This is a genomic window from Aeromicrobium piscarium (assembly GCF_007421815.1).
GTDB lineage: Bacteria > Actinomycetota > Actinomycetes > Propionibacteriales > Nocardioidaceae > Aeromicrobium > Aeromicrobium piscarium.
The window spans coordinates 166,064-186,396 of sequence record NZ_VLNT01000006.1 but is presented as its reverse complement, the minus strand read 5'-3'; the positions used below and the strand labels follow the sequence as shown (position 1 = coordinate 186,396).

Here is a 20,333-nt window from a genome sequence, read left to right as displayed (position 1 = left end):
TAGGGGCCACGCGTTTACTGAGCGAGCGCTCGCAGATGGATCAGCAGCACGCGGGCCGCTGGCGTGAGTTGCTCATTCGGCCTGAGTACCACCGAGAGGTAGAGCTCCGAGATTTCGTCGTCGAACGGCACCAGGGCGATTCCGTCACCAGCGCGCGTCGACACGGCCAAGGTGTTGGCGATGGAGATACCGACGCCGGCGCGGACCATTCTGGTCGCTGTCTCGGCACTGTCCGTGTAGCAGACAGGGTGGACGTCCACCCCTGCCGTCAGCGCTTCGAATGCGCTGCTGTTGAGACTTGCGGCAGTGAAGACGACAACCGGCTGGCCGTCAAGATCGCTGGGTTCGATGAACGTGGCCTTGGCGAGAGGGTGCGCCGATGGAACCATCAACACCAGCCTTCCCTTCGCCACGTCGACGTAACGCATCCCGTCGGCCGGCTTGGACTTGAGACGGGTCATCATGCCGAGGTCATAGCGGCCCAACGCCACCCCGTCACGGACGTCCGTGGAACCCATCTCCGTGATCTCGACATGGATACCCGGGTACTCCTCACTCAACGTCCGCACGAGTGGCGGGAGCACCGCCTGGCTCGCCGCCGAAACCGCGGCGATGCGCACGCGACCCTCCCGTAAACCGCCGACCGCGCTCGCCTCCTGACGCAGCGCCCGCTCGGCGCGCAGCGCCGCCTGCACGTGCGGGAGCAGTTGCTCAGCGGCGTAGGTAGGTCTGACACCCTGAGCATTGCGCACAAGCAGCACTACGCCTAAGTCCTCTTCTAGGCGCTGCACCTGGGTGCTGATCGTCGGCTGGGCCACGTCCAATTCCACCGCTGCCTGCCGGAACGAGCCGGTCCGAACCGCGGCATCCAGGTACTGCAACTGCTCGAATCGCACGGAGACCTCCCGGTCAGACGAGCCGTGGGTTGACCGCACCGACGAGAGCGGACGGATTCGTCGCTGTCAACATGCGGACATCGTCGTCACCGAAACCGGCGGCGAGCAGCAAGTCGACGCACCGGGCGAAGCCGGACACGGGGTCATCACGTTGGAACATGCCCATGTCAGACGAGAAGATGTTGCTTTCCAGCCCCGTCCTTCTAACCGCGTCGTACGCGGTCTCGGCCAAGGGTGAGCCGTCGATGTATGCGAAGCACCGCTCGATCATGGCTCCCTGCCGGACCAGTTCGAGCTGGTCGTCCAACGGTACACCGATGTGCGGCGACTCAGGGTGGCTCACCACGACACGCTGCACTCCCATCTGCTTGGCAACGGGCACGAGCGCCATCGTCTCCACGGGAGAGATGTGTCCTGTGGAAACGACGAGGTCATACTCCGCGGCCACGGACAGTACATCGCGACAGGACTCGGAGACACGTCCGTGTTCGTCAAGCAATGAGATCGGCGGATTCAAGCGGCCGCTAGCTCGCATCGACTTCTTGATCTTCAAGTACGGCGGCAATTGCTGATCGCCGGGCCAAGTGTCGAGGACGTCGGCCTCGTTCATCGAGTCCGACGTGGGCATGAAGACCAGCCGTCCGCCCGATCTTGCGAAGACCTCGACGGCTGCGGCGTTTATGCCTCCCACGAAGTGGTTGAGCACGATGGATCCGTACACCTCGACCTCGGGGACGACGCGGTGGGTCAGCCACGCTCTCTCCGCGGTAGGGGCGTAGTGAGACTTGATCGCGAAACCCTTCATACCGGCGTCCCGGGCCAACCGAGCCATGTCCAAGTCGCTAACGGAACGCTGGGTCAAGTCAGGAAAGCTGTGCACATGCAGGTCGACAACCCCTGCCAGCAAGGGATGTTTCCTCATCACTGACGCTCCAGCCGCATCTGAAACAGCCGCACGGCCCCATCAAGCGCAACCGCCATGACCGACATGATCGCAACAACAGCGAATGACGATGCGATGTCAAGCTGGTTTGTGTACTTGAGCAGGAGTTGACCCAGCCCGGTGTACGAGGCGACGATCTCCGAGACTACGACTCCGAGGACCGCGTAGACCGCTCCCAGACGTAGACCCGCGACGATGCTCGGGAGCGACCCCGGCAGTTGCACCAGAATGAAGCGCTGCCAACGGCTCATCCCGAGGGAGTCTGACAGCATCTCGATGTCTTCGTTGATTCCCATCATCCCGGCCAGGGTGTTCAACAGGAGGACGAAGTAGACCAAACTGGCGCCGACCAAAACCTTCGGGCCGGCCCCGAGCCCAAACCACAGGATGAAGATCGGAGCGAGCGCGGGCCGCGGGATGCCGTTGATGACGGCCAGATAGGGATTCAGGCCCCGGCGCACCGCGGGCGATGCGGCGAAGACGATGCCGGTAAGGATTCCCAGGACAGAGCCGAAGGCCAAAGCCAGGACCGCGGCGTAGAACGTCGCCCAAATGTCACCCCACGTCTGGGCGTCGCCGAGCATCGTCACGAGCGCCTTCGCGACGTCCACCGGATTGCTGATGAAGAGCGGGTTCACCAACTCCCACTTCCACGTCAGCCACCAACCGAGGAGGAAGACGAGCAGTGCTGAGATCCCCAGGAAGATCGCACGAAAGTTAGACGACCGGGTACCGCGCGTCCGCTCGGCACGCGCCTCCCGTTCGAACTCGTCCGGATCCACGACCATGGTGGAGTCGTCTGAAGGTTGCGTGATGCTGCTCATGGAGCCACCCCCGCCTCGCGGGCCTTGTCCACTTCGACGCGCAGTTGGCTTGTCAGTTCGCGTCGGTACTGCAGGAACCGCTCGTCCCCGTACTGCATCTCGGACTTTCGCGGGCGGTCGAGTTCGATGGGCATGTCCTGGACGATCTGCCCCGGACGATGGCTCATCAGCACGACGCGGTCACCGAGCAGGATCGCCTCCGGGAGATCATGTGTCACGAAGACCACGGATGCTCCCTGTTCTGACCAGAGTTTGAGAAACTCTTGTTGTTGCAGCGCTCGGGTCTGTGCGTCCAGCGCTGCGAAGGGCTCGTCCATCAGGATGCATCGGGGTTCCTGCACCAGAGTTCGAGCGATCGCGACGCGTTGACGCATGCCCTGCGACAGCTGCGTGATGCGAGAGTCGGCGAACCGACTCAGACCCACTCGTTCGAGCCATTCGTCCACCTTCGGCTTGCGAGCCTTGGCGCGCACTCCGTGCACCTGGAGGCCGAGCTCGACGTTCTGCCGGACGCTTCGCCAAGGCATGAGGGCATCGCGGGCCTGCATATAGGCGATGTCCCGGCGTGGCCCCGTCACTTCGATTCCATCGACCGTGACGGAGCCCCGCCTGGGCTTCAGCAGACCTGAGATCATCCCCAGAAGAGTCGTTTTGCCGCACCCGGAGGGGCCGACGACGGAGACGATTTCGCCGGAGTTGATCGTCAGGGACAGGTCCCAGACGGCTCGCACGAACGTATCCCGGTGGAAGAATCCGTGGTGAATGTTCGTCAGGTCGATCTGCGCACCTGAGGTCAGCGCATCGGGTGAAGCGGTTACGGTCGCTGGCGACGTCATGGTCTGTCTCCTCGTTCTCTTTGGTCTCGCCCGGTCTCAGCGCTTCAGCAGCACCGCGTCGGGGGACACCTCGGCATCGGCCTTGAGACCGCCGATCTTCTTGAGGACGTCGATCTGGAGCTGCACGCGCTCCGGCGACGTGGAGAATCCGGACTCGGTGCTCGAAAGCGTCTCCGCCAGCGCCCCGAGCGATTCCTTGACCTCCGCCTCGTACTCGCCCTTGTAGCTGGCCTCGGCGATGATCTTGGAGGCCTCGTCGAGGTTCGACGGGTCCTGCAACCACTCTCGGGCGTCCTCGAGGGCCGCGATCCACGAGTCGTAGAGATCCGGCTTCGCCTTCGCAGTGTCACCGTTGACGGCGAGCGCGAGGTCCGAGAGCGCGTCCGCCTCGGGGGACGCAGACTCGCCGTACAGGGGGATGTAACGCTTTCCGGCCCCGGAGTTCTCGATCACACGTGCGCCAGACCCCGTGAACTCGACGTACGCGTCGATCACACCTGCCTTCAACTGGCCCAAGCCGTTCAACGTGGTGCCGACACCGAGACGTTTCACATCCTTTTCGCCCAGGTCGACCGAGTTCAAGGCAGCGAGCAGCGAGAGGTCGGTGCCCGCTGACAGACCGGAGACACCGATCGTCTTACCCTTGAGTGCCTTCAGCCCGTCCTCGGGAGATTCCGCAGCCGCGGGCCAATCGGCCTTGGCGTCCACCACCACTTCGTAGGCCGTGTAGCTCGGAATGAGGCCGGCCATCTGGACTGGTTGACCCTGCGAGTTCGCGTTGTAGATGATCGAGGGAGCCGTGGACCAGCCATCGACCTCCCCTGCAGCGAGCATCTGAACGGCCGAGGATCCGCTCTGCGGTGAGAGGTACGAGACCTTCAAACCGTGATCGGTGAAGAATCCCTTTTCCTGGGCGATGTAGTCCAGGGCATAGGTCTCGCCGGGGAAGATCACCGACCGGAACTCCTTGAGTTCACCGTCGGCAGCCGAAGATTCCGACCCACAGCCCGCCAGCGCACTCGCGAGAACCACCGCTCCCGCAAGGGCGGAGAGACGCTTTGAGAGCAGATTCATGTCCGTAAGCCTTTCCTCGTGAGCAACGCCTAATGGGTTGTGTTGAGCGTCACACTAAGGCATGAGTGTTCTCGTGATGGCAGGCAGATGGGTAGCCCCGAAGCCCTATGAGGGTGATAGCCAGATCTTCTCGCGTTCGCTGGCGGGGATAGTGGACTGCAATGCCGAGTTGTCGCGCAGCCATGAATCGCCTACGTGAGGCCTCACGCCCTCGTTGGGCCACGGACGGCAAGCGCCCTCGACCATTGCGATTTCAGGGTTCTCGCCCGTGGAGCACCGAGGCTGACACGTCACCGCTCGGCCCGCAGCTCCGGGCGTGGTGACGCCAGATCAGAAAGGAGACCCCAGCCCCGGCGCCGAGCCTGGTCCACCAATGCCCTTGCGAGGTCCTTCACCGCGACCGCGTGGGCGCTGACCTGCGCTAACGGGTACCCGGAAGCGCTCTGAGGCTTCAGTGAGAAAGCGGCCGATCGTCCTTGCCCCAGAGAACACGCGGCACTGTCATACCCGAGCGTACGAGGTCGTCCGATACCAAGCGCCTCAGTTCGCGGCCCAGCCTCGGGCCTCGGCGCGCTTTCGCGCGATCTGCGCGAGCCGATCGGACGCCGCTTGCTGGTATCGCATTGCGGCTTGGCTCGTGGAGTGACCTCCAAGTGCCATCAGCTCCGCCAGCGTGGCTCCGTGCCGTGCGGCTTCGGTGAGCGCACCGTGGCGCAGATCGTGGAACCTCAGATCCGAGCGGCCAGCGATCAGGCGAGCCTCGTACCAGCCGTAGCCCCCGATATCCGGTTGCCCTCGTCGCTTCTTGGAAACCTTGCCGTAGAACGCACTCGGCGACAGATGATGGCCGTTCGCGCCAGGGAAGACCAGCCCGTCGCGGCCAGGCGCAGCGAAGGCACGTAGATGCTCCGCAACAGCGTCAACAATGTCAGGCGGGATCGGGACGTCACGGATGCCGGCATCGCTCTTCGGCGCCTTCGCCACCACACCGGCCGAGCGTGAGCGCACCACTCCCCGTCGGACCCTGATCACCGCGTTCTTCACGTCGATGTCGTGACGCCGGAGCTCCGCCAACTCGCCAAAACGCAAGGCGCACCCGTCGGCCAAGAGGATCATCAAGCGATGGCGGTCGGGCATGTTCGCGACGATGACCGCGATCTCCTCGGCAGTTGCCGGGCTCACCCGACGCTTCGCGCCGGACGAACCGCCACCGGAGATGCCGCACGGGTTGAAGGGGATCAGCGGACGGCCGTTGTTCTTGGCCGGATCGGCCGCCGTGCGCAGGATGGCTCGCAGCAATGAGTAGGAGTGCGCCTGGTACGTGGGCCGGTCCGGCGCCGCAGTGTCGTACCAATCGCTCACCATCTCCGGCGTGATCTCGCGAAGCGCCGTTCGCCCGAAGAAGGGCAGGATGAAGCGGTCGAGCAGGTCTTGATAGTGATCACGCGTCCGGTCCGCCAGCGGCTGGCCCTTGACTCGACGATTCGCCAACCATCGAGGTGCGTACTCCCCCAGCGTCAAACCCGGCGTCCGTCGCATCGAGGAGCGGACCGACGGTGGCGTCCACTCCCCACTCGAGATCAAACGACGCTCGTCCGCGAGCCACGCCTCGGCGTCCACGCGCGATTCGAACGTGTGCGGTGCCTTGTGCCGCAGTCGGGTCCCCGTCGCGGAGGTTCGCCCGTCAGGATCGGCGTAGCGTGCTTGGAAGCGGCCGCTCGCCAGTTTCGAGATCTGACCGAAGGCTCTCTTCTCCATACTGCGCGACACTCCAGCCGCCCCCCGATTTCGTAGTCCTTGCGTAGTCCTTCGTAGTCCTTGCGTAGTCCTTGAACGGTCCAAGTTGGGCAGAACTGTCCACTCATGTCCATCGCATTATTGACTGCTATTTCAGTCTAAATCATGATGCGAGGATGGCGCTAGGCGCTATCCGCGAAACGCCAGATTTCTGGTTCAAACCCAGTATCGCCCACCATCGAGAGGCCCCCGGATTCATCCGGGGGCCTCTTCTCATCTCGCCTCACGCCACTGTGGAACGCGCACATACCCCTTGGACGGGAAACGGGCGAGAGCCACATCTCCTCGCCCGTTCTCGCGCTCATCCGGCTAGCGGATGGTGCGTTTGATGGTCACCTGGCCGGGGCGGTGGTGGTCGTGGTCGTAACACGGACCGTCACACCGCCACGGCGAATGGTGCGCGTCTGTCGACGAGTAGCCATGTGGGTGGCCTCTCTTGCTGCGACTCCAGCTTTGGCCGCCACTTCTGGAGGGGGTGATGTGGACCCACTCCCCAGAGGTATCGTCTCCGGTGCGCCGCACTTCCCCAAGTAACGCGCCAGAGACCTCGGTCTCGGGATCACCCGACGGTCGGGGTTTCTGTTCTCGATATTGAGACCATGTCGAACTTCTGACCCGGTTGCGGTGACACGCCCGGGCTTGTCATATGCGGGCAAGGCGGCCGTTACGCCTAAGATTTGGATCTTCTGATTGCCCCGTGGCGAGTCACCGTAGGCGATCCGCCGGGCAACCACGACCGCATCCTCGACTTCTCCACGGCCGTGACCGGAAGCCTGTTCTACGTGCCCACCCTCGACTTCCTCGATGATCCGGAGAGTGCCTCCACAGCATCCGCGTCGTCCTGACACTCGTACGATCGAGCCATGTCATTGGAGATCGCCCGCGCCCACCTGGCCGCCCACGGACGCGCCGAGGACATCGTCGTCACCACCGAGTCCAGTGCGACGGTCGAGCTGGCCGCGGCCGCTCTCGGGGTCGAGCCCGCCCGGATCGCCAAGACGTTGAGCTTCCGCGGTCCCGAGCCGGACACCGCGGTCCTCGTGGTGATGGCCGGCGACGCACGCCTCGACAATTCCGCGTTCAAGCGCGAGTTCGGGCTGAAGGCGTCGATGCTCAAGGGCGACGACGTGGAGCGCCTCACCGGCCATGAGCCTGGCGGCGTGTGCCCCTTCGGCAATCCGGACTCCGCGACGGTCTACCTCGATACCTCTATGCGGCGCTTCCCGAGCGTCTTCCCCGCCTGCGGCACGGGGAACTCCGCGATCGAGCTCACCTGCGAGGAGCTCGAGAAGGTCACCGACGGCGCTCCCTGGGTGACCGTCTCCAAGCTCCCGGAGTGATCCCGCGGACGCGCGACTTTTGTCCACTTGTGGCCCGTTCTCCTCGTGAGTAACGGGCCACAACCGGCCAAATCTCGGACCGGGAGGGTCAGGTGGGGGCGGGATCGGCGCGCTCGCGCAGGATTCCGGCCACCGAGGCGTTGAGCGCCGCACCGATAAGTACCGAGATCGCGATGACGAACAGCCACAGCAGCAACGCGATCGGTGCCGCAAGCGGCCCGAAGATCGACATGCCTCCATCGCTGAAGTCCAGCACCCAGCGCACCAGCCAGCTCCCCAGGATCCACATCGCGACGGTGAACACCGCACCGGGAAGCGCCATGCGCCACGGCTGCCGCACGGGCACCGAGACGTGGTAGAGCATCGCGAGGAATCCCGTCGACAGCAGGAGGACACCCGGCCAATAGAGGACGCTCAGCCAGCGCCAGTTCTCCGGTATCCACTGACCCACCAGCACCGGCCCGACCAGCACGAGCGGCACCAGGACGATCCCGATCGCCAAGGCGACGATGTAGAGGCTGAAGGAGAGCACGCGGGTCTTGACGATCCCCCGGTGACCGCCGAGCCCGTACATGATCGAGATGGTGTCGATGAACACGTTCAGCGCTCGCGAGCCCGACTACAGCGCCAACACGAAGCCCACCGAGATGACATCGATGCGCCCTCCCCCGCTGAGCACCTCGTCGAGGGTCGGGACGATGATCGCGTCCACCGTCGCGTCATTGAGCGCCTGCGAAGTCAGGTCGATGATCCGCTGACGGAACAGGTCCAGCTGCGCCACGTCATACCGTGCGGCGATGAAGCCGATCGACCCGGCGAGGCCGAAGATCAGCGGCGGCAGCGACAGGATCGCGAAGAACGCCGCCTCTGCCGCCATCCCGGTGACCCGGTAACGGATGCACGCGGCGAAAGTACGCGCGACCACACGCTTGAGCTCGTCCACCACACCCGGGCGGCCGACCGAGTCGTTGGTGGCCATGCCCCCACGGTAGCGAGGCGAGGAGCGCGAGGGCGGCAGGCGCGATTCGTTCACGCGCCACAGCGCGCGGGCCGTCTACCGTGTGCGGTATGGACATCCAGCTCCACTGTCTCCCGAGCCGCTCGTCGCGGGTGGTCCGCGCATGACCCCGCCGCTCGGCCGCCGGCTTCTGATGGCGGGCACGACCTCCTTCGTGCTCACGATCGCCGCGATCCTGGCGTTGCACGCCTCCTCGGCAGTGCTCGCGGTGGCAGCCGTCGCCGCGACCACCGTGCTGCTCGCCTGGTTCGGGCGCAGCGCGAGCAGTACGGAGCACTCCGGCCTGGCGGAGGTCAACGCCGCGTGGGCACTCCCCCTGGCCCTGGTCGGCCGGGCCCGTTTCGCCGAGTTCCTGCCGACCCTGGTGGTGCAACTCGCGACAGCCTTGGTGGCGGGTTTCGGCGCTTCGGCCCTCGGCGCACGGATCGGCGAGCCGTTGTTGTTCGCGGAACCCAGCTGGACCCATGTGGCGCTGGTCACAGTGCTCACCGGGGTGCTCACGGCCTGGGCGGTCCTGGCGGTCGACGGCGCGGGGGCCGAGGGGCTCATCGCGGTCCCGGTCGTCGCCGCCGGCTCCGGAACCTCGATCGTCCTCGTCATCGCAGCGAATCCGGCTGTCACACTGGGTGCGGCGGCGGCCGGACTGGTGCCCTGGGCCATCGCCGCGGGGGCCGCCATCGCGCTCCTCGCCGTGACCGCCGCAGCCGCCTTCGCGATCTCCCTCGTGGCACCCGAGGCAGCCGACTTATCTCACTCCTCGGACACTACATCCACATTGTGAGATTGGAGTTTGTGTCGGACTCTCCCCAGCAGCATGCTGGTTCCATGCTCACCGCACAGACCGTCTGGCTCGTGGAACGCCTCCACGTGGACCTCGGTCGTGCGCGTTCGATGATGTGTCGCTGATACCAGCGACCCCTTCTGCCTCCCCGCAAACCGGTCGCGCGGCATCTCCCCGCGTCTGAGCCCTGCCGTGCGCTCCTGTCCCGAAAGAGACTCATGGCATCTGCATCCGGCACCGACACCCGGCCCCGCACGCCCCGCCGCAAGCGCGGCGAGGGCCAGTGGGCCCTCGGCTACCGCGAGCCCCTGAACGCCAACGAGCAGTCCAAGAAGGACGACAACCCGCTCAACGTCCGCGCTCGCATCGAGAACATCTACGCGCACCGCGGCTTCGACTCCATCGACCCGGGCGATCTGCGCGGACGCTTCCGCTGGTGGGGCCTCTACACGCAGCGCAAGCCCGGTATCGACGGCGGAAAGACCGCGACCCTCGAGCCGGAACAGCTCGACGACCGCTACTTCATGCTGCGCGTGCGCATCGACGGCGGCCAGCTCACGGTCGCCCAGCTGCGCACCATCGCCGACCTGTCGACGCGCTACGCCCGCGACACCGCCGACCTCACCGACCGCCAGAACGTCCAGTTCCACTGGATCGACGTCCGCGACGTGCCCACGATCTGGCAGGAGCTGGAGGCCGTCGGCCTGTCCACCCAGGAGGCCTGCGGTGACTGCCCTCGCGTCATCCTCGGCAGCCCCGTCGCCGGCGTCGCCGCCGACGAGATCATCGACGGACGGCCCGCGATCGACGCGATCGAGAGCCGCTACATCGGCGATCAGGCCTTCTCGAACCTGCCGCGCAAGTTCAAGTCCGCGATCAGCGGCCATCCCGGGCACGATGTCGTGCCGCAGATCAACGACATCGCCTTCATCGGCGCCGTCCATCCCGAGTACGGGCCCGGCTTCGACCTGTGGGTCGGCGGGGGCCTCTCCACCAATCCGATGCTCGCCAAGCGGCTCGGCGTCTGGGTGCCGCTCGACGAGGTCCCCGAAGTGTGGGAGGGCGTCACCAGCATCTTCCGCGACTACGGATACCGCCGCCTGCGCTCGCGTGCCCGGCTGAAGTTCCTCCTCGCCGACTGGGGCATCGAGAAGTTCCGCGAGGTGCTGCAGGACGAGTACCTGAAGCGCGAGCTCATCGACCTCGACGATCCCGGTGCCCCCACCACGCCCTCGGACCACGTCGGCGTCCACCAGCAGACGGACGGACGCTACTACGTCGGCGCCGCACCGAGCGTGGGCCGTGTATCCGGCACGCTGCTGCGTCAGATCGCCGACGTCGCCGAGGCCCACGGCTCGAACCGCCTCGCGACGACGCCGATGCAGAAGATCCTCGTGCTCGACGTCGAGGAGGACCGAGTCGAGTCCCTCGTCGCGGCCCTCGACGAGCTCGGCATGCGGGCCCGCCCGTCGCAGTGGCGCCGCAACACGATGGCCTGCACCGGCATCGAATACTGCAAGCTCGCGATCGTCGAGACCAAGCAGCGCGCCGCCGAGCTCGTGACCGAGCTCGAGGACCGCGTACCCGAGCTGGACAGCCCCATCACGGTCAACGTCAACGGCTGCCCGAACTCCTGCGCCCGCATCCAGACCGCCGATATCGGCCTCAAGGGCCAGCTCGTCGTCGACGAGAACGGCGATCAGGTCGAGGGCTTCCAGGTGCACCTGGGCGGGGCGCTCGGGCTCGACGCGAGCTTCGGCCGCAAGCTGCGAGCCCACAAGGTCACCGCGGATCAGCTCCCCGACTACGTCGAGAAGCTCGCGCGCACCTATCTGGAGCAGCGCGACGGCGACGAGACCTTCGCCGGCTGGGTCGCCCGCGCCGATGAGGAGCTCCTCCGATGAGCGCGAGGGCCATGCCGTACCACTGCCCGTACTGCGCCGATGAAGACCTTCGTCCGCACGGCGAGACCCACGGAGCCTGGGAGTGTCGCAGCTGCCTGCGCGCCTTCAGCCTGAAGTTCATCGGCCAACTCAACCCCGCCACCATCACCACCCATCCCGGAAGGAGGGAAGCATGACCGCACCAGCACTCGTTGCTCTTGCCCACGGCAGCCGCGATCCTCGATCGGCCGCCACGATCAATGCCCTGACGGAGCTCGCGCGCTGCATGCGTCCCGATCTCCGCATCGAGACGGCATTCCTCGACCTCTGCGAGCCCGGTTTCGACGAGGTCGTCGACGGTCTTGTCGCCGAGGGCTACTCCGAGATCGTGGTCGTCCCGTTGCTGCTGACCGAGGCCTATCACGCCAAGGTCGACGTACCCCAGGCCGCGCAGGCCGCCACCGAGCGGCACAGCGGACTGTCCGTCCACGTCACGAAGGTGCTCGGCATCGAGTCGGCCTTCTTCAACGTGCTCGACCGCCGCCTGCGCGAGTCGTTGCGGGAGAACCGGGTCCGCGAGCTCGACGCGCTCGTGCTGGCCGGTGCCGGCTCCTCCGATCCGCTCGCCAATGCGATGATCTCGCGAGCCGCGCGAGCGTGGGGCGCCCACCACCGCCTGCCCACGATCGCCGCCTTCGCGTCGAGTGTGCCGCCCGCCGCCGGCGAGGCCGTGCGCCAGCATCGTGCGGACGGACGCCGTCACATCGCGGTCGGCATGCTGTTCCTCGCACCGGGCGTCCTGCCCGATCGCGTCGCGGAGCTGGCCACCGAGGCTGGGGCCGTCGCGGTCGCGGAGCCACTCGGAGCCGAGCAGGAGATCGCTCAGGTCCTCCTGGCCCGCTACGCCGTCGGTGCCGTGGAGTTGGTCCCCCTGGAGGCCATGTTCGCCTGAGAGGTTCCGCACCGAACCCGTCATGTCGGGGCACCTGTGCCCCGACATGACGGGTTCGCTAGTTTCAACGGGTGAGACGCGCCGGGAGGGTACTGTTGCTCGCGGCGATCGTCGCAGTGCTCATCGGTGTTTTGGAGCTCCTGCACGTCTCCGCGGCCACGCTGATCGGCTCCCTCGCCGGTGCACTCGCCTTCTCCTTGGTCCTGCGCCAGGAGCTGCGGTTCCCCGAGCCGCTCTATCTGCTGGGACAGGCGATGCTCGGGGCCTCCATCGGGGCCAGCATCGACCTGGACACCTTGCGCAGCATCGGCGGCGACTGGCCGGTCGTCCTGCTCGTGAGCGTAGCCACGATCCTCGGCAGCGTCGTCCTCGGGCTCATGCTGAGCGCCCGCGGCACCATCACCCGCGAGACGGCGGTCTTCTCCTCCGTACCCGGCGGCGCCTCTGGCCTCACCGTCATGTCGCGCGACCTGGGGGCCGACGACCGCGTGGTGACCGTCCTGCAGTACCTGCGGGTCGTCATCATCGTGGCGTCGCTGCCGTTCATCGTGAATCTCGTGTTCCATCCTTCAGACTCGGGAGGCTCGGCCCGAATCGCTAGCACCGAGCACCTCTTGCCGGCACTCCTCTTCACCGCATTCAGCGTGGCCGTGGGGCTGGTGCTCGGGCGTCTCGCCCGCCTGCCCGCGGGAGGAGTCTTCGGGCCGATGCTCGTCGCCGCGATCGTGCACGGCTGGTTCGGCGCCGTGGGTGTGCCGAATGCGCTCCAGCAGGCGGCCTTCGTGCTGATCGGGCTCTCCGTGGGACTGCGGTTCACCCGCGCGGCCTTCGCGACGATCCGGTCCCTGCTACCGCTTGCTCTGCTGAACATCGTCATCGTCATGATCATGTGCGCGGCACTCGGCGCCTGGCTCGCGCATGTCACCGATCTCAGCCCTCTCGACGGCTATCTCGCCACGACCCCGGGGGGCTTCTCCGCCGTGCTGGCGATCGCGACGACGACCGGCGGCGATCTCACCTTCGTCACGGCGGCCCAGCTCGTCCGGCTGCTCATGATCCTGGCCGGCGCGCCGATCTTCGCCTGGTTCCTGCGCCGCCGTTGACCCGTAAGTCATCCCCCAACCCTCGCGTGGGCGGTACCTCATCAACCTCACCCTCCGAGCAGCGGTACCTCATCAACCCCAACCACGCCGAAAACGTTGACCACCTACCGCCACCCGGGACGTAGCGTTGGCCACGTACCGCCACCCGGGACGTAGCGTTGGCCACGTACCGCCACCTGGCGGCTGTCGGCGCCCTAGGCTGTTCACATGCTCGACACGGCCGATCTGGCACGCCGCTACGCGTACCCCGATGACCTGGACCGGCCCTGGGTCCGGATGAACTTCGCCGCCTCCGTCGATGGCTCGGCCACGGCCGAGGACGGGCTGTCCGGCGCACTCGGCGGCGACCCCGATGCCACCGTCTTCGCGGTCCTGCGCTCGCTGTGCGATGTCGTTCTCGTGGCCGCCGGGACAGCGCGGGCGGAAGGCTACGCCCCGGTCGAGGCCGACGAGGTCCACACCGAGATCAGGGCCGGGCTCGGTCTCGACCCCGTGCCCCCGATTGCCGTCGTGAGCCGCAGCCTCGATCTTCCCGAGGCCCTGGTGGCACCCGGGCAGATCGTTATCACCTCGGCCGCTTCGCCTCCCGAACGCCGCGCGGAACTGGCCGAGGTGATGGAGGTCGTCGTCGCCGGCGAAGAGGCGGTCCACCTGCCGACCGCACTGGCGGCCTTGCACGACCGCGGCCTACGACGCGTCCTCTGCGAGGGCGGACCGTCCCTGCACGGCGCACTCACCGCCGACGATCTCGTCGACGAGCTGTGCCTGACGATCGCTCCCCTGCTCACCGCCGGTCACGGGCCCCGCATCGCGCACTCGGACCACTTCGCCGGACGGTCGCTGTCACTCGGCCACCTGCTGGAGGTCGACGACGTGCTGCTGACCCGCTGGCTCCGCGCCCGCAGCTGACCCCACGACCGACGGTCAATCCCGCTCCGCGTCCAGCCGTTCCGCGAACTCGTCCCAGAACGCCAGGGCCGCCTCGGTCATCGCGATACCGAGGTCCAGCGGCACGAGGCGAGGAGCGATGTCCTCACGTCCGCCGAACCGCTTCTGGATCGCGTGGTACTCCTCCAACCGCTCCGTGTGCTGGCGGATCTGGTCGCGTGCCATCCGGCGCTTGGTATCGAGGCTCAGCAGCTCGCTGAAGAACAGCTTGAGCTCGGCGACGTCGCGGATCTGCATGGGCTCCGTGATGGGCTGATCGAGCCACTCCGCCAGGGCCTCACGACCCTCGGCGGTGATCGAGAACGTGCGTCGTCGCCGGCCGTCGGATTCCTCCTGCACGGTCAGCAGGCCCGCCTCGACCAGGCGACGTGGCTCGGAATACAGCTGAGCGTGCGGAAACGGCCAGAAGTAGCCGATCGAGTGGCCAGTGGCCCGCTTCAGGTCGTAGGACGTGGACGGCCCGCGCAATGCGATCAAGCCCAGGACCACGAACGAGGTGGCGCTGAGGCGTTCCCTTGACATAGCACCATCCTAGGCCTACGGTCTTGTTCACACCGTATGTTTCATACGGTCCATTTAGAACTGTCAGGCGATGGAGGAGAACCCGTGAGCACGATGGCCAGGCTCGAGGACGCTCGACTCGTCACCGGCAAGGGCGCGTTCCTCGACGATCTGGACCCCTTGCCGGGCACGCTGGTGGCCACCGTGGTCCGCAGTCCCCATGCTCACGCCTCCATCACCTCGATCGATCTCACCCGCGCACGCGCACACCCGGGTGTCGCGGCCGTGATCGGGCCTGAGGAGGTCGCCGCGGCCTTGAGTCCCTTCCCGCTCTCGCTGCGCGCACCGATGGACTACTACCCCACCGGCACCGACAAGGTGCGCTATGTCGGAGAACCGGTGGCCGTCGTGGTCGCCACCGATCGCTACACCGCCGAGGACGCCGCGGAGCTGGTGGACATCGCCTACGACCTCCACCCGGTCGTGGTCGATGCGCTCGAGGCCACCACCGCGGAGGCACCCCTGCTGCACGAGAACGCCGGCACCAATGTGGCCAGCGACCGCACCTTCGTCTTCGGCGAGGTGGACGATGCCTTCGCCGCTGCCGAGCACATCGTGGAGGGCGACTACTACTTCCCTCGATACTCCTCAACTCCGATGGAGTGCTACAGCGTCGTGGCCACCTGGATCGACGATCCCGAGCGACCCGAGGTCGAGATCTGGTCCAACTTCCACGGACCGTTCTCGATGGTCCCGGTCCTGTGCGGCGCGCTCGGCGTCACCACCTCCCAACTGCGACTGCATGTCCCGGCCGACAACGGAGGCTCGTTCGGCATCAAGTCCGGGATCTATCCCTATATGGCGCTCATGGCACTCGCATCGCGCCACGCCCAGCGCCCCGTGCGGTGGTCCGAGGATCGCTCGGAGCATCTGCTGTCCAGCTCGTCGGGATCCGACCGGCACATGAAGGTGCGCGCCGCTGTCGACGCGGACGGGATCATCGAGGCCATCGACATCGACTTCGTCGAGAATGTCGGCGCCTACCTACGGCCCCCGGAGCCCGCCACGCTCTACCGGTGCTTCGGCAACATGACCGGCGCCTATCGCATCGACACCGTGCGGCTCCGTTCACGTGCCGTCGTCACCAACAAGTGCCCCACGGGACTGAACCGGGGATTCGGCGGGCAGCAGCTCTACTTCGCGCTGGAGCGGATCATGGACACCGCCGCGCGCACCGTGGGCATGGACCGGCTCGACTTCCGCAAGCGCAATCTGATCCATGCCGATGCCTTCCCCTACGCCACCCCGACCGGCGGTATCTACGACTCCGGCGACTACCAGCGTGTGGTCGAACTGCTCGAGGAGCGCTCGGACTACCGCGCCCTGCTCGCACGGCAGGAGGAGGCGCGAGCCCGCGGCGAACTCGTCGGGACCGGTGTCGCCCTCATCGTCGAGCCCTCGGGGACGAATATCGGCTATGTCGGCCTCGCGACCCCGGCCGAGAACCGTCCCCCGGGACGCGGCAAGTCCGGCTCCACCGAGCACGTGCACCTCAGCGTCGACCCCCAGGGCATCGTCGGGATCACCCTCGGCACCGTGCCGCAAGGTCAGGGACATGCCACCGTCGCGCGGCAGGTGGTCGCCAAAGAGCTCGACCTGCCCGAGGAGCAGGTGATCCCCACCGTCGAGATGGACACCGCGACCACCGCCTGGACGATCACCTCAGGCAGCTACTCCTCACGTTTCTCCCCGCTGCTCACCTCGGCACTGGTCGATGCCTCACGCGAGATCGCCCACCGCATCACGAAGGCCGCCGCGGTGATCCTGGACACCAGCCCCGACCGCCTGGAGCTGCACCAGGGCAGCGTACGGATCATCGACGACCCCGACACGTCCGTGCTGTTCAAGCACGCGGCCGGCCTGGTCCACTGGGATCCGGGCCGACTGCCCGAGGGCGAGGACGCCACCCTCGAGGTCAATGTCGCCTTCACTCCCCCGCAGGCGAAGGCGCCCTCGCGCACCGATCAGGTCAACTCGTCACTCTGCTACGGCTTCGTCGCCGATCTCGTCAGCGTGCGGATCGACCCGGAGACCCTCGACATCACGATCGACGATGTGGTCAGCATCCACGATCCGGGGACGATCCTGAACCCGACTCTGTTCGAGGGGCAGGTGCACGGGGCGATGGTCCAGGCCTTGGGAGGCGCCATGTACGAGGAGATGGCCTACTCCGATGCCGGCCAGCCGGTGTCGACCTTCATGGACTACCTGATCCCCACTACGGCGGAGTCGATGTTCCCCCTCACGATGGCGCATATCGAGACCCCGTCACCGATGACGCGGCTCGGCGCGAAGGGAGCCGGCGAGGGCGCGAGCATGAGCTTCCCGGTCGCCTTCGCCAATGCGGTCGAGGATGCCTTGCGCCACCGGGGGGTCCGGATCGACTCGCTGCCGCTCCACCCGAATGTCCTGCACGATCTGCTGCATCTCAACGACTGAAAGGACCAGCATGCCCACCACCGGAGGCACCATCCACCTCGAGCGCAGCCACGACGGCCGCGTGGCGAATCTGACGCTCGACCACGGACGTCTCAATGTCGTGACGATGGAGATGCGCGCCCTGATGGCCGAGCGTTTCGCCGAGATCGACGCCGACCGGGACATCCGCGTCGTCGTGATCCGCGGCGACGGCGAGCACTTCACCTCCGGCGGCGATATCGCCGGGTTCATGGAGGTCGCTCCCTTCGACCTCACCGATCTCGGCCACGACATCACCGCGGCCTCGCGCTCGCAGAAGCCCGTGATCGCCGCGATCGACGGCTACTGCTTCGGCGTCGGCCTCGAGCTCGTCCTCTCCACCGATATCCGCCTGGCCACGCAGCGCTCCTCCTTCGCGCTGCCGGAGATGAAGCTGGGCATGATGCCCGGCTCGGGAGGCACCCAGCGGCTCTCGCGCCTCATCGGCCTCTCGCGTGCCAAGTACCACATCCTCACCGGTGAACGCTTCAGCGCACAGCAGGCCCTCGACTGGGGCCTCGTCGCCAGCGCACCGGAGGACCGCGACGGCCTGGAGAGCGAGGTCGAGCGCGTCGTGACCACGCTGCTGGGCTTCTCGGCAGTGTCCTTGCGCACCGCCAAGGAAGTCCTCGACCGCGGCGTGGACGGACCCCTCGCGACCGGTGTGGAGCTGGAGCGCAAGGCGTACTCGATGCTGCGCGCCACCGAGGACTTCGCCGAGGGCGTGGCCGCCTTCGGCGAGAAGCGCACGCCGCAGTTCCGGGACCGCTGACATGAAGGCTGCCCCGTTCTCCTATGTGCGCCCGACCTCGCCGGAGGGGGTGCTCGCCGAACTCTCACTCGCACAGGGAGAGGCCAAGATCATCGCCGGCGGTCAGTCGCTGATGCCGGTGCTGGCGATGCGCCTCGGCCGCCCGCCGACCCTCGTGGACATCTCACGGGTCCCGGCCTGGCAGCACATCGAGGTCGGCGCGCACGTGGTGCGGATCGGGACAGCCGTACGTCAGCGCGCCGTGGAGCGTCACCCGGATCTGCGGGTGCCCCTGCTGTCGCGGGCCTTGCCCTGGATCGGGCACCGGGAGATCCGCAGCCGGGGCACGGTGTGCGGCTCACTCGCCCACGCCGATCCCGCCTCGGAACTGCCGGCCGTGATGCTGACGCTGGGCGCCCGGCTCGGGATCACCGGACCGGCGGGTGACCGTGAACTACTCGCCGAGGAGTTCTTCCGGGGCGCCATGACCACCGCCCTGGAACCCGGCGAGGTGCTGCGATATGTCACCGTGCCCCGCGCCCGCCGCGGTCAGGGTTTCGGCTTCGCCGAGATGGCCCGCCGACACGGCGACTTCGCCCTCGTCGGCATCACCACGATGGTGCAGACCGAGGGTGACCGGGTCGTGCAGGCGCTGCTCGGCGCCTTCGGGGTGGCGGATCGTCCCCGGCTCCTCGATGTCACCGAGATCGTCGCCGAGCCGCTGCGCACGGCGGCCGATACCGACGCCCCCGCAGCGGTCGCCGAAGCTCTCACCGACGCGGCCCGCGAACTCGTCACCACCGGCGGCGACAAGCACGCGAGCGCGGGATACCGCCGCCGCCTGGTCCGCGTTCTGGGCGGTCGCGAACTCGTCGCCGCCTTCCACGACAGCAGGAAAGGACAATCCCGATGACCCTGCTCCTCGATCAGGCGGCCTCGGTCGTCGACCGCTGGCGACGACGTCGCGAGAACACGGACTCCGCGGTCACCCGGTGCGAGGCCGATGAGCTGCTCCGGGTCGACCTCACCGTCAACGGCCGCCCCGCCACCGTGCACGTCGCTCCCCGGGTGACGCTCGCGGACGCCCTGCGCGATCACCTCGGCCTCACCGGCACGCACCTCGGTTGCGAACACGGCGTCTGCGGCCTGTGCACGGTCATGGTCGACGGCGACGCCGCACGCTCCTGCCTGATCCTCGCCTGCCAGGTGGACGGCTCGGAGATCGTGACGGTCGAGGGCATGGGAACACCCACCGACCTCCATCCGCTCCAGGAGTCCTTCGGCGCGCATCACGCGTTGCAATGCGGCTTCTGCACACCGGGTCAGATCATGAGTGCCTACGACCTGCTCAGCTCCGAACCCGGTATCGAGGCCGAAGAACTCCCCGACCGGCTCTCCGGCGTCCTGTGCCGCTGCACCGGTTACCGCAATATCGTCGACGCGGTCGCCGATATCGCCGAGCAGTTCCCGCAGGGCGTACCGGGCCCCAGGAACTGCGGCCACGCAGAACCGAGGCTCCCCCGCGCGAGCCTCGGCGGCCCCGGGACGCCCGCCCAGCTGGAATCGGCCGAGGCGGCCTCGGGTCCGGCCGATATCGCCGTCCCCTCCGGCGAGCCGACGGCGATCGTGGTCGTCGACACCCGCGCCGAGGCTCCCATCGAGGACATCTGGGAGATCATCGAGGACACTCAGACCTTGGCGACCTGCCTGCCGGGAGCCGAGATCATCGCCGACTTCGGCGACGACCAGTACAAGGGCCGCATGCGCGTCAGCCTGGGACCCGTCCGCCTCGCCTTCCTCGGCGATGTCAAGATCCTCGAACGCGACGAGACCACCCACCGGGTGAAGGTCATCGGCCAGGCCGCCGATGCCTCGTCCGGAGACGTGGCCGCGGTCGTCGACCTCACGGCGGAGTCTCGACAGGACGGCGGCACCGATCTGCGCGCGGTCGCCGAACTGCACATGGTCGGCCGCATCGCCCAATTCGGGCGCGGCCTCGTCAACGACGTCAGCACCGACATGTTCCACCAGTTCGCGGCCAATATCGACGCCGCCTCCCGGGGCGAGGCTCCCGTCGAGGCAGCCCCCGCGAGCGCGCTCTCTATCATGTTCACCCTCATTCGATCCCGGATCCGGACGCTGGTGCGCCGGGTCCTCGGAAGGAACTGA

General features: G+C 67.1%; 20 protein-coding genes and 1 pseudogene. 12 read left to right on the top strand and 9 right to left on the bottom strand.

Annotated features, from left to right (window positions below; translation table 11 throughout):
- Nucleotides 1-14: 14 nt before the first annotated feature.
- The 6 genes from FNM00_RS09830 to FNM00_RS09805 all read right to left on the bottom strand — a co-directional run bounded on the left by FNM00_RS09830 (nucleotide 15) and on the right by FNM00_RS09805 (nucleotide 6,415).
- Complete coding sequence (locus FNM00_RS09830; protein ID WP_143913255.1) at nucleotides 15-896, bottom strand: LysR family transcriptional regulator; 882 nt, start codon at nucleotides 894-896, stop codon at nucleotides 15-17.
- Between the two features lie 13 nt (nucleotides 897-909).
- Nucleotides 910-1,818 (bottom strand): DUF6282 family protein, encoded by a 909-nt coding sequence (locus FNM00_RS09825; RefSeq protein WP_143913254.1) that lies wholly within the window; start codon nucleotides 1,816-1,818, stop codon nucleotides 910-912.
- A complete protein-coding gene (locus FNM00_RS09820; RefSeq protein WP_143913253.1) occupies nucleotides 1,818-2,663 on the bottom strand; it encodes an ABC transporter permease in 846 nt (281 codons plus the stop codon). Before FNM00_RS09820 ends, FNM00_RS09825 begins: the two co-directional genes overlap by 1 nt.
- Nucleotides 2,660-3,499 (bottom strand): ABC transporter ATP-binding protein, encoded by an 840-nt coding sequence (locus FNM00_RS09815; RefSeq protein WP_143913252.1) that lies wholly within the window; start codon nucleotides 3,497-3,499, stop codon nucleotides 2,660-2,662. Before FNM00_RS09815 ends, FNM00_RS09820 begins: the two co-directional genes overlap by 4 nt.
- A gap of 36 nt (nucleotides 3,500-3,535) precedes the next feature.
- Entirely contained in the window at nucleotides 3,536-4,573 is a 1,038-nt protein-coding gene (locus tag FNM00_RS09810; RefSeq protein ID WP_143913251.1) for an ABC transporter substrate-binding protein, read from the bottom strand.
- Between the two features lie 540 nt (nucleotides 4,574-5,113).
- A complete protein-coding gene (locus FNM00_RS09805) occupies nucleotides 5,114-6,415 on the bottom strand; it encodes a tyrosine-type recombinase/integrase (RefSeq protein ID WP_221933666.1) in 1,302 nt (433 codons plus the stop codon).
- A 632-nt stretch (nucleotides 6,416-7,047) separates the two neighbouring features.
- On the opposite strand from FNM00_RS09805, the gene FNM00_RS09800 reads away from it, so the two are divergent.
- Together FNM00_RS09800 and FNM00_RS09795 are read left to right on the top strand one after the other, a co-directional pair.
- Nucleotides 7,048-7,215: a Dyp-type peroxidase gene (locus FNM00_RS09800; protein ID WP_221933665.1), complete on the top strand. Its 168-nt coding sequence runs from the start codon at nucleotides 7,048-7,050 to the stop codon at nucleotides 7,213-7,215.
- A gap of 18 nt (nucleotides 7,216-7,233) precedes the next feature.
- Complete coding sequence (locus FNM00_RS09795; RefSeq protein WP_143913250.1) at nucleotides 7,234-7,710, top strand: YbaK/EbsC family protein; 477 nt, start codon at nucleotides 7,234-7,236, stop codon at nucleotides 7,708-7,710.
- Nucleotides 7,711-7,798: 88 nt separating this feature from the next.
- Here FNM00_RS09795 and FNM00_RS19215 read toward each other — a convergent pair.
- Both FNM00_RS19215 and FNM00_RS19210 read right to left on the bottom strand, forming a co-directional pair.
- Nucleotides 7,799-8,317: pseudogene (locus FNM00_RS19215) on the bottom strand (YihY/virulence factor BrkB family protein); the annotation flags it as partial.
- A gap of 12 nt (nucleotides 8,318-8,329) precedes the next feature.
- The gene (locus FNM00_RS19210) at nucleotides 8,330-8,689 is read right to left on the bottom strand and encodes a YihY/virulence factor BrkB family protein (protein WP_246065141.1); all 360 of its coding nucleotides are present in this window, start codon (nucleotides 8,687-8,689) and stop codon (nucleotides 8,330-8,332) included.
- 142 nt (nucleotides 8,690-8,831) lie between these two features.
- Here FNM00_RS19210 and FNM00_RS09785 point away from each other — a divergent pair, with 142 nt between their 5' ends.
- The 6 genes from FNM00_RS09785 (at nucleotide 8,832) to FNM00_RS09760 (ending at nucleotide 14,356) form a co-directional block, all read left to right on the top strand.
- Nucleotides 8,832-9,509, top strand: coding sequence for a hypothetical protein (locus FNM00_RS09785; protein WP_143913249.1), 678 nt, complete (start codon nucleotides 8,832-8,834; stop codon nucleotides 9,507-9,509).
- 218 nt (nucleotides 9,510-9,727) lie between these two features.
- Nucleotides 9,728-11,413, top strand: coding sequence for a nitrite/sulfite reductase (locus tag FNM00_RS09780; protein WP_143913248.1), 1,686 nt, complete (start codon nucleotides 9,728-9,730; stop codon nucleotides 11,411-11,413).
- The gene (locus tag FNM00_RS09775; protein WP_143913247.1) at nucleotides 11,410-11,589 is read left to right on the top strand and encodes a hypothetical protein; all 180 of its coding nucleotides are present in this window, start codon (nucleotides 11,410-11,412) and stop codon (nucleotides 11,587-11,589) included. The genes FNM00_RS09780 and FNM00_RS09775 overlap by 4 nt, the downstream gene beginning before the upstream one ends.
- Complete coding sequence (locus FNM00_RS09770) at nucleotides 11,586-12,344, top strand: sirohydrochlorin chelatase (RefSeq protein ID WP_143913246.1); 759 nt, start codon at nucleotides 11,586-11,588, stop codon at nucleotides 12,342-12,344. The genes FNM00_RS09775 and FNM00_RS09770 overlap by 4 nt, the downstream gene beginning before the upstream one ends.
- A gap of 71 nt (nucleotides 12,345-12,415) precedes the next feature.
- Nucleotides 12,416-13,447: an AbrB family transcriptional regulator gene (locus tag FNM00_RS09765; RefSeq protein ID WP_143913245.1), complete on the top strand. Its 1,032-nt coding sequence runs from the start codon at nucleotides 12,416-12,418 to the stop codon at nucleotides 13,445-13,447.
- Between the two features lie 207 nt (nucleotides 13,448-13,654).
- Nucleotides 13,655-14,356 carry a pyrimidine reductase family protein gene (locus FNM00_RS09760; protein ID WP_143913244.1) on the top strand — a complete coding sequence of 234 codons (702 nt, stop codon included), beginning with the start codon at nucleotides 13,655-13,657 and terminating at the stop codon, nucleotides 14,354-14,356.
- A 15-nt stretch (nucleotides 14,357-14,371) separates the two neighbouring features.
- Here FNM00_RS09760 and FNM00_RS09755 read toward each other — a convergent pair whose 3' ends face one another.
- Nucleotides 14,372-14,917, bottom strand: coding sequence for a PadR family transcriptional regulator (locus FNM00_RS09755; protein WP_143913243.1), 546 nt, complete (start codon nucleotides 14,915-14,917; stop codon nucleotides 14,372-14,374).
- 93 nt (nucleotides 14,918-15,010) lie between these two features.
- Between FNM00_RS09755 and FNM00_RS09750 the strand changes: the two genes are divergently transcribed.
- From FNM00_RS09750 to FNM00_RS09735, 4 genes are read left to right on the top strand one after another with little or no spacing between them, the layout of a single operon-like run.
- Nucleotides 15,011-17,395: a xanthine dehydrogenase family protein molybdopterin-binding subunit gene (locus FNM00_RS09750; RefSeq protein ID WP_143913279.1), complete on the top strand. Its 2,385-nt coding sequence runs from the start codon at nucleotides 15,011-15,013 to the stop codon at nucleotides 17,393-17,395.
- A 10-nt stretch (nucleotides 17,396-17,405) separates the two neighbouring features.
- On the top strand, nucleotides 17,406-18,185 hold the full coding sequence (locus FNM00_RS09745) for an enoyl-CoA hydratase/isomerase family protein (protein WP_143913242.1): 780 nt from the start codon (nucleotides 17,406-17,408) through the stop codon (nucleotides 18,183-18,185).
- A 1-nt stretch (nucleotide 18,186) separates the two neighbouring features.
- Complete coding sequence (locus tag FNM00_RS09740; protein ID WP_143913241.1) at nucleotides 18,187-19,077, top strand: FAD binding domain-containing protein; 891 nt, start codon at nucleotides 18,187-18,189, stop codon at nucleotides 19,075-19,077.
- On the top strand, nucleotides 19,074-20,333 hold the full coding sequence (locus tag FNM00_RS09735; RefSeq protein ID WP_143913240.1) for a xanthine dehydrogenase family Fe-S subunit: 1,260 nt from the start codon (nucleotides 19,074-19,076) through the stop codon (nucleotides 20,331-20,333). The genes FNM00_RS09740 and FNM00_RS09735 overlap by 4 nt, the downstream gene beginning before the upstream one ends.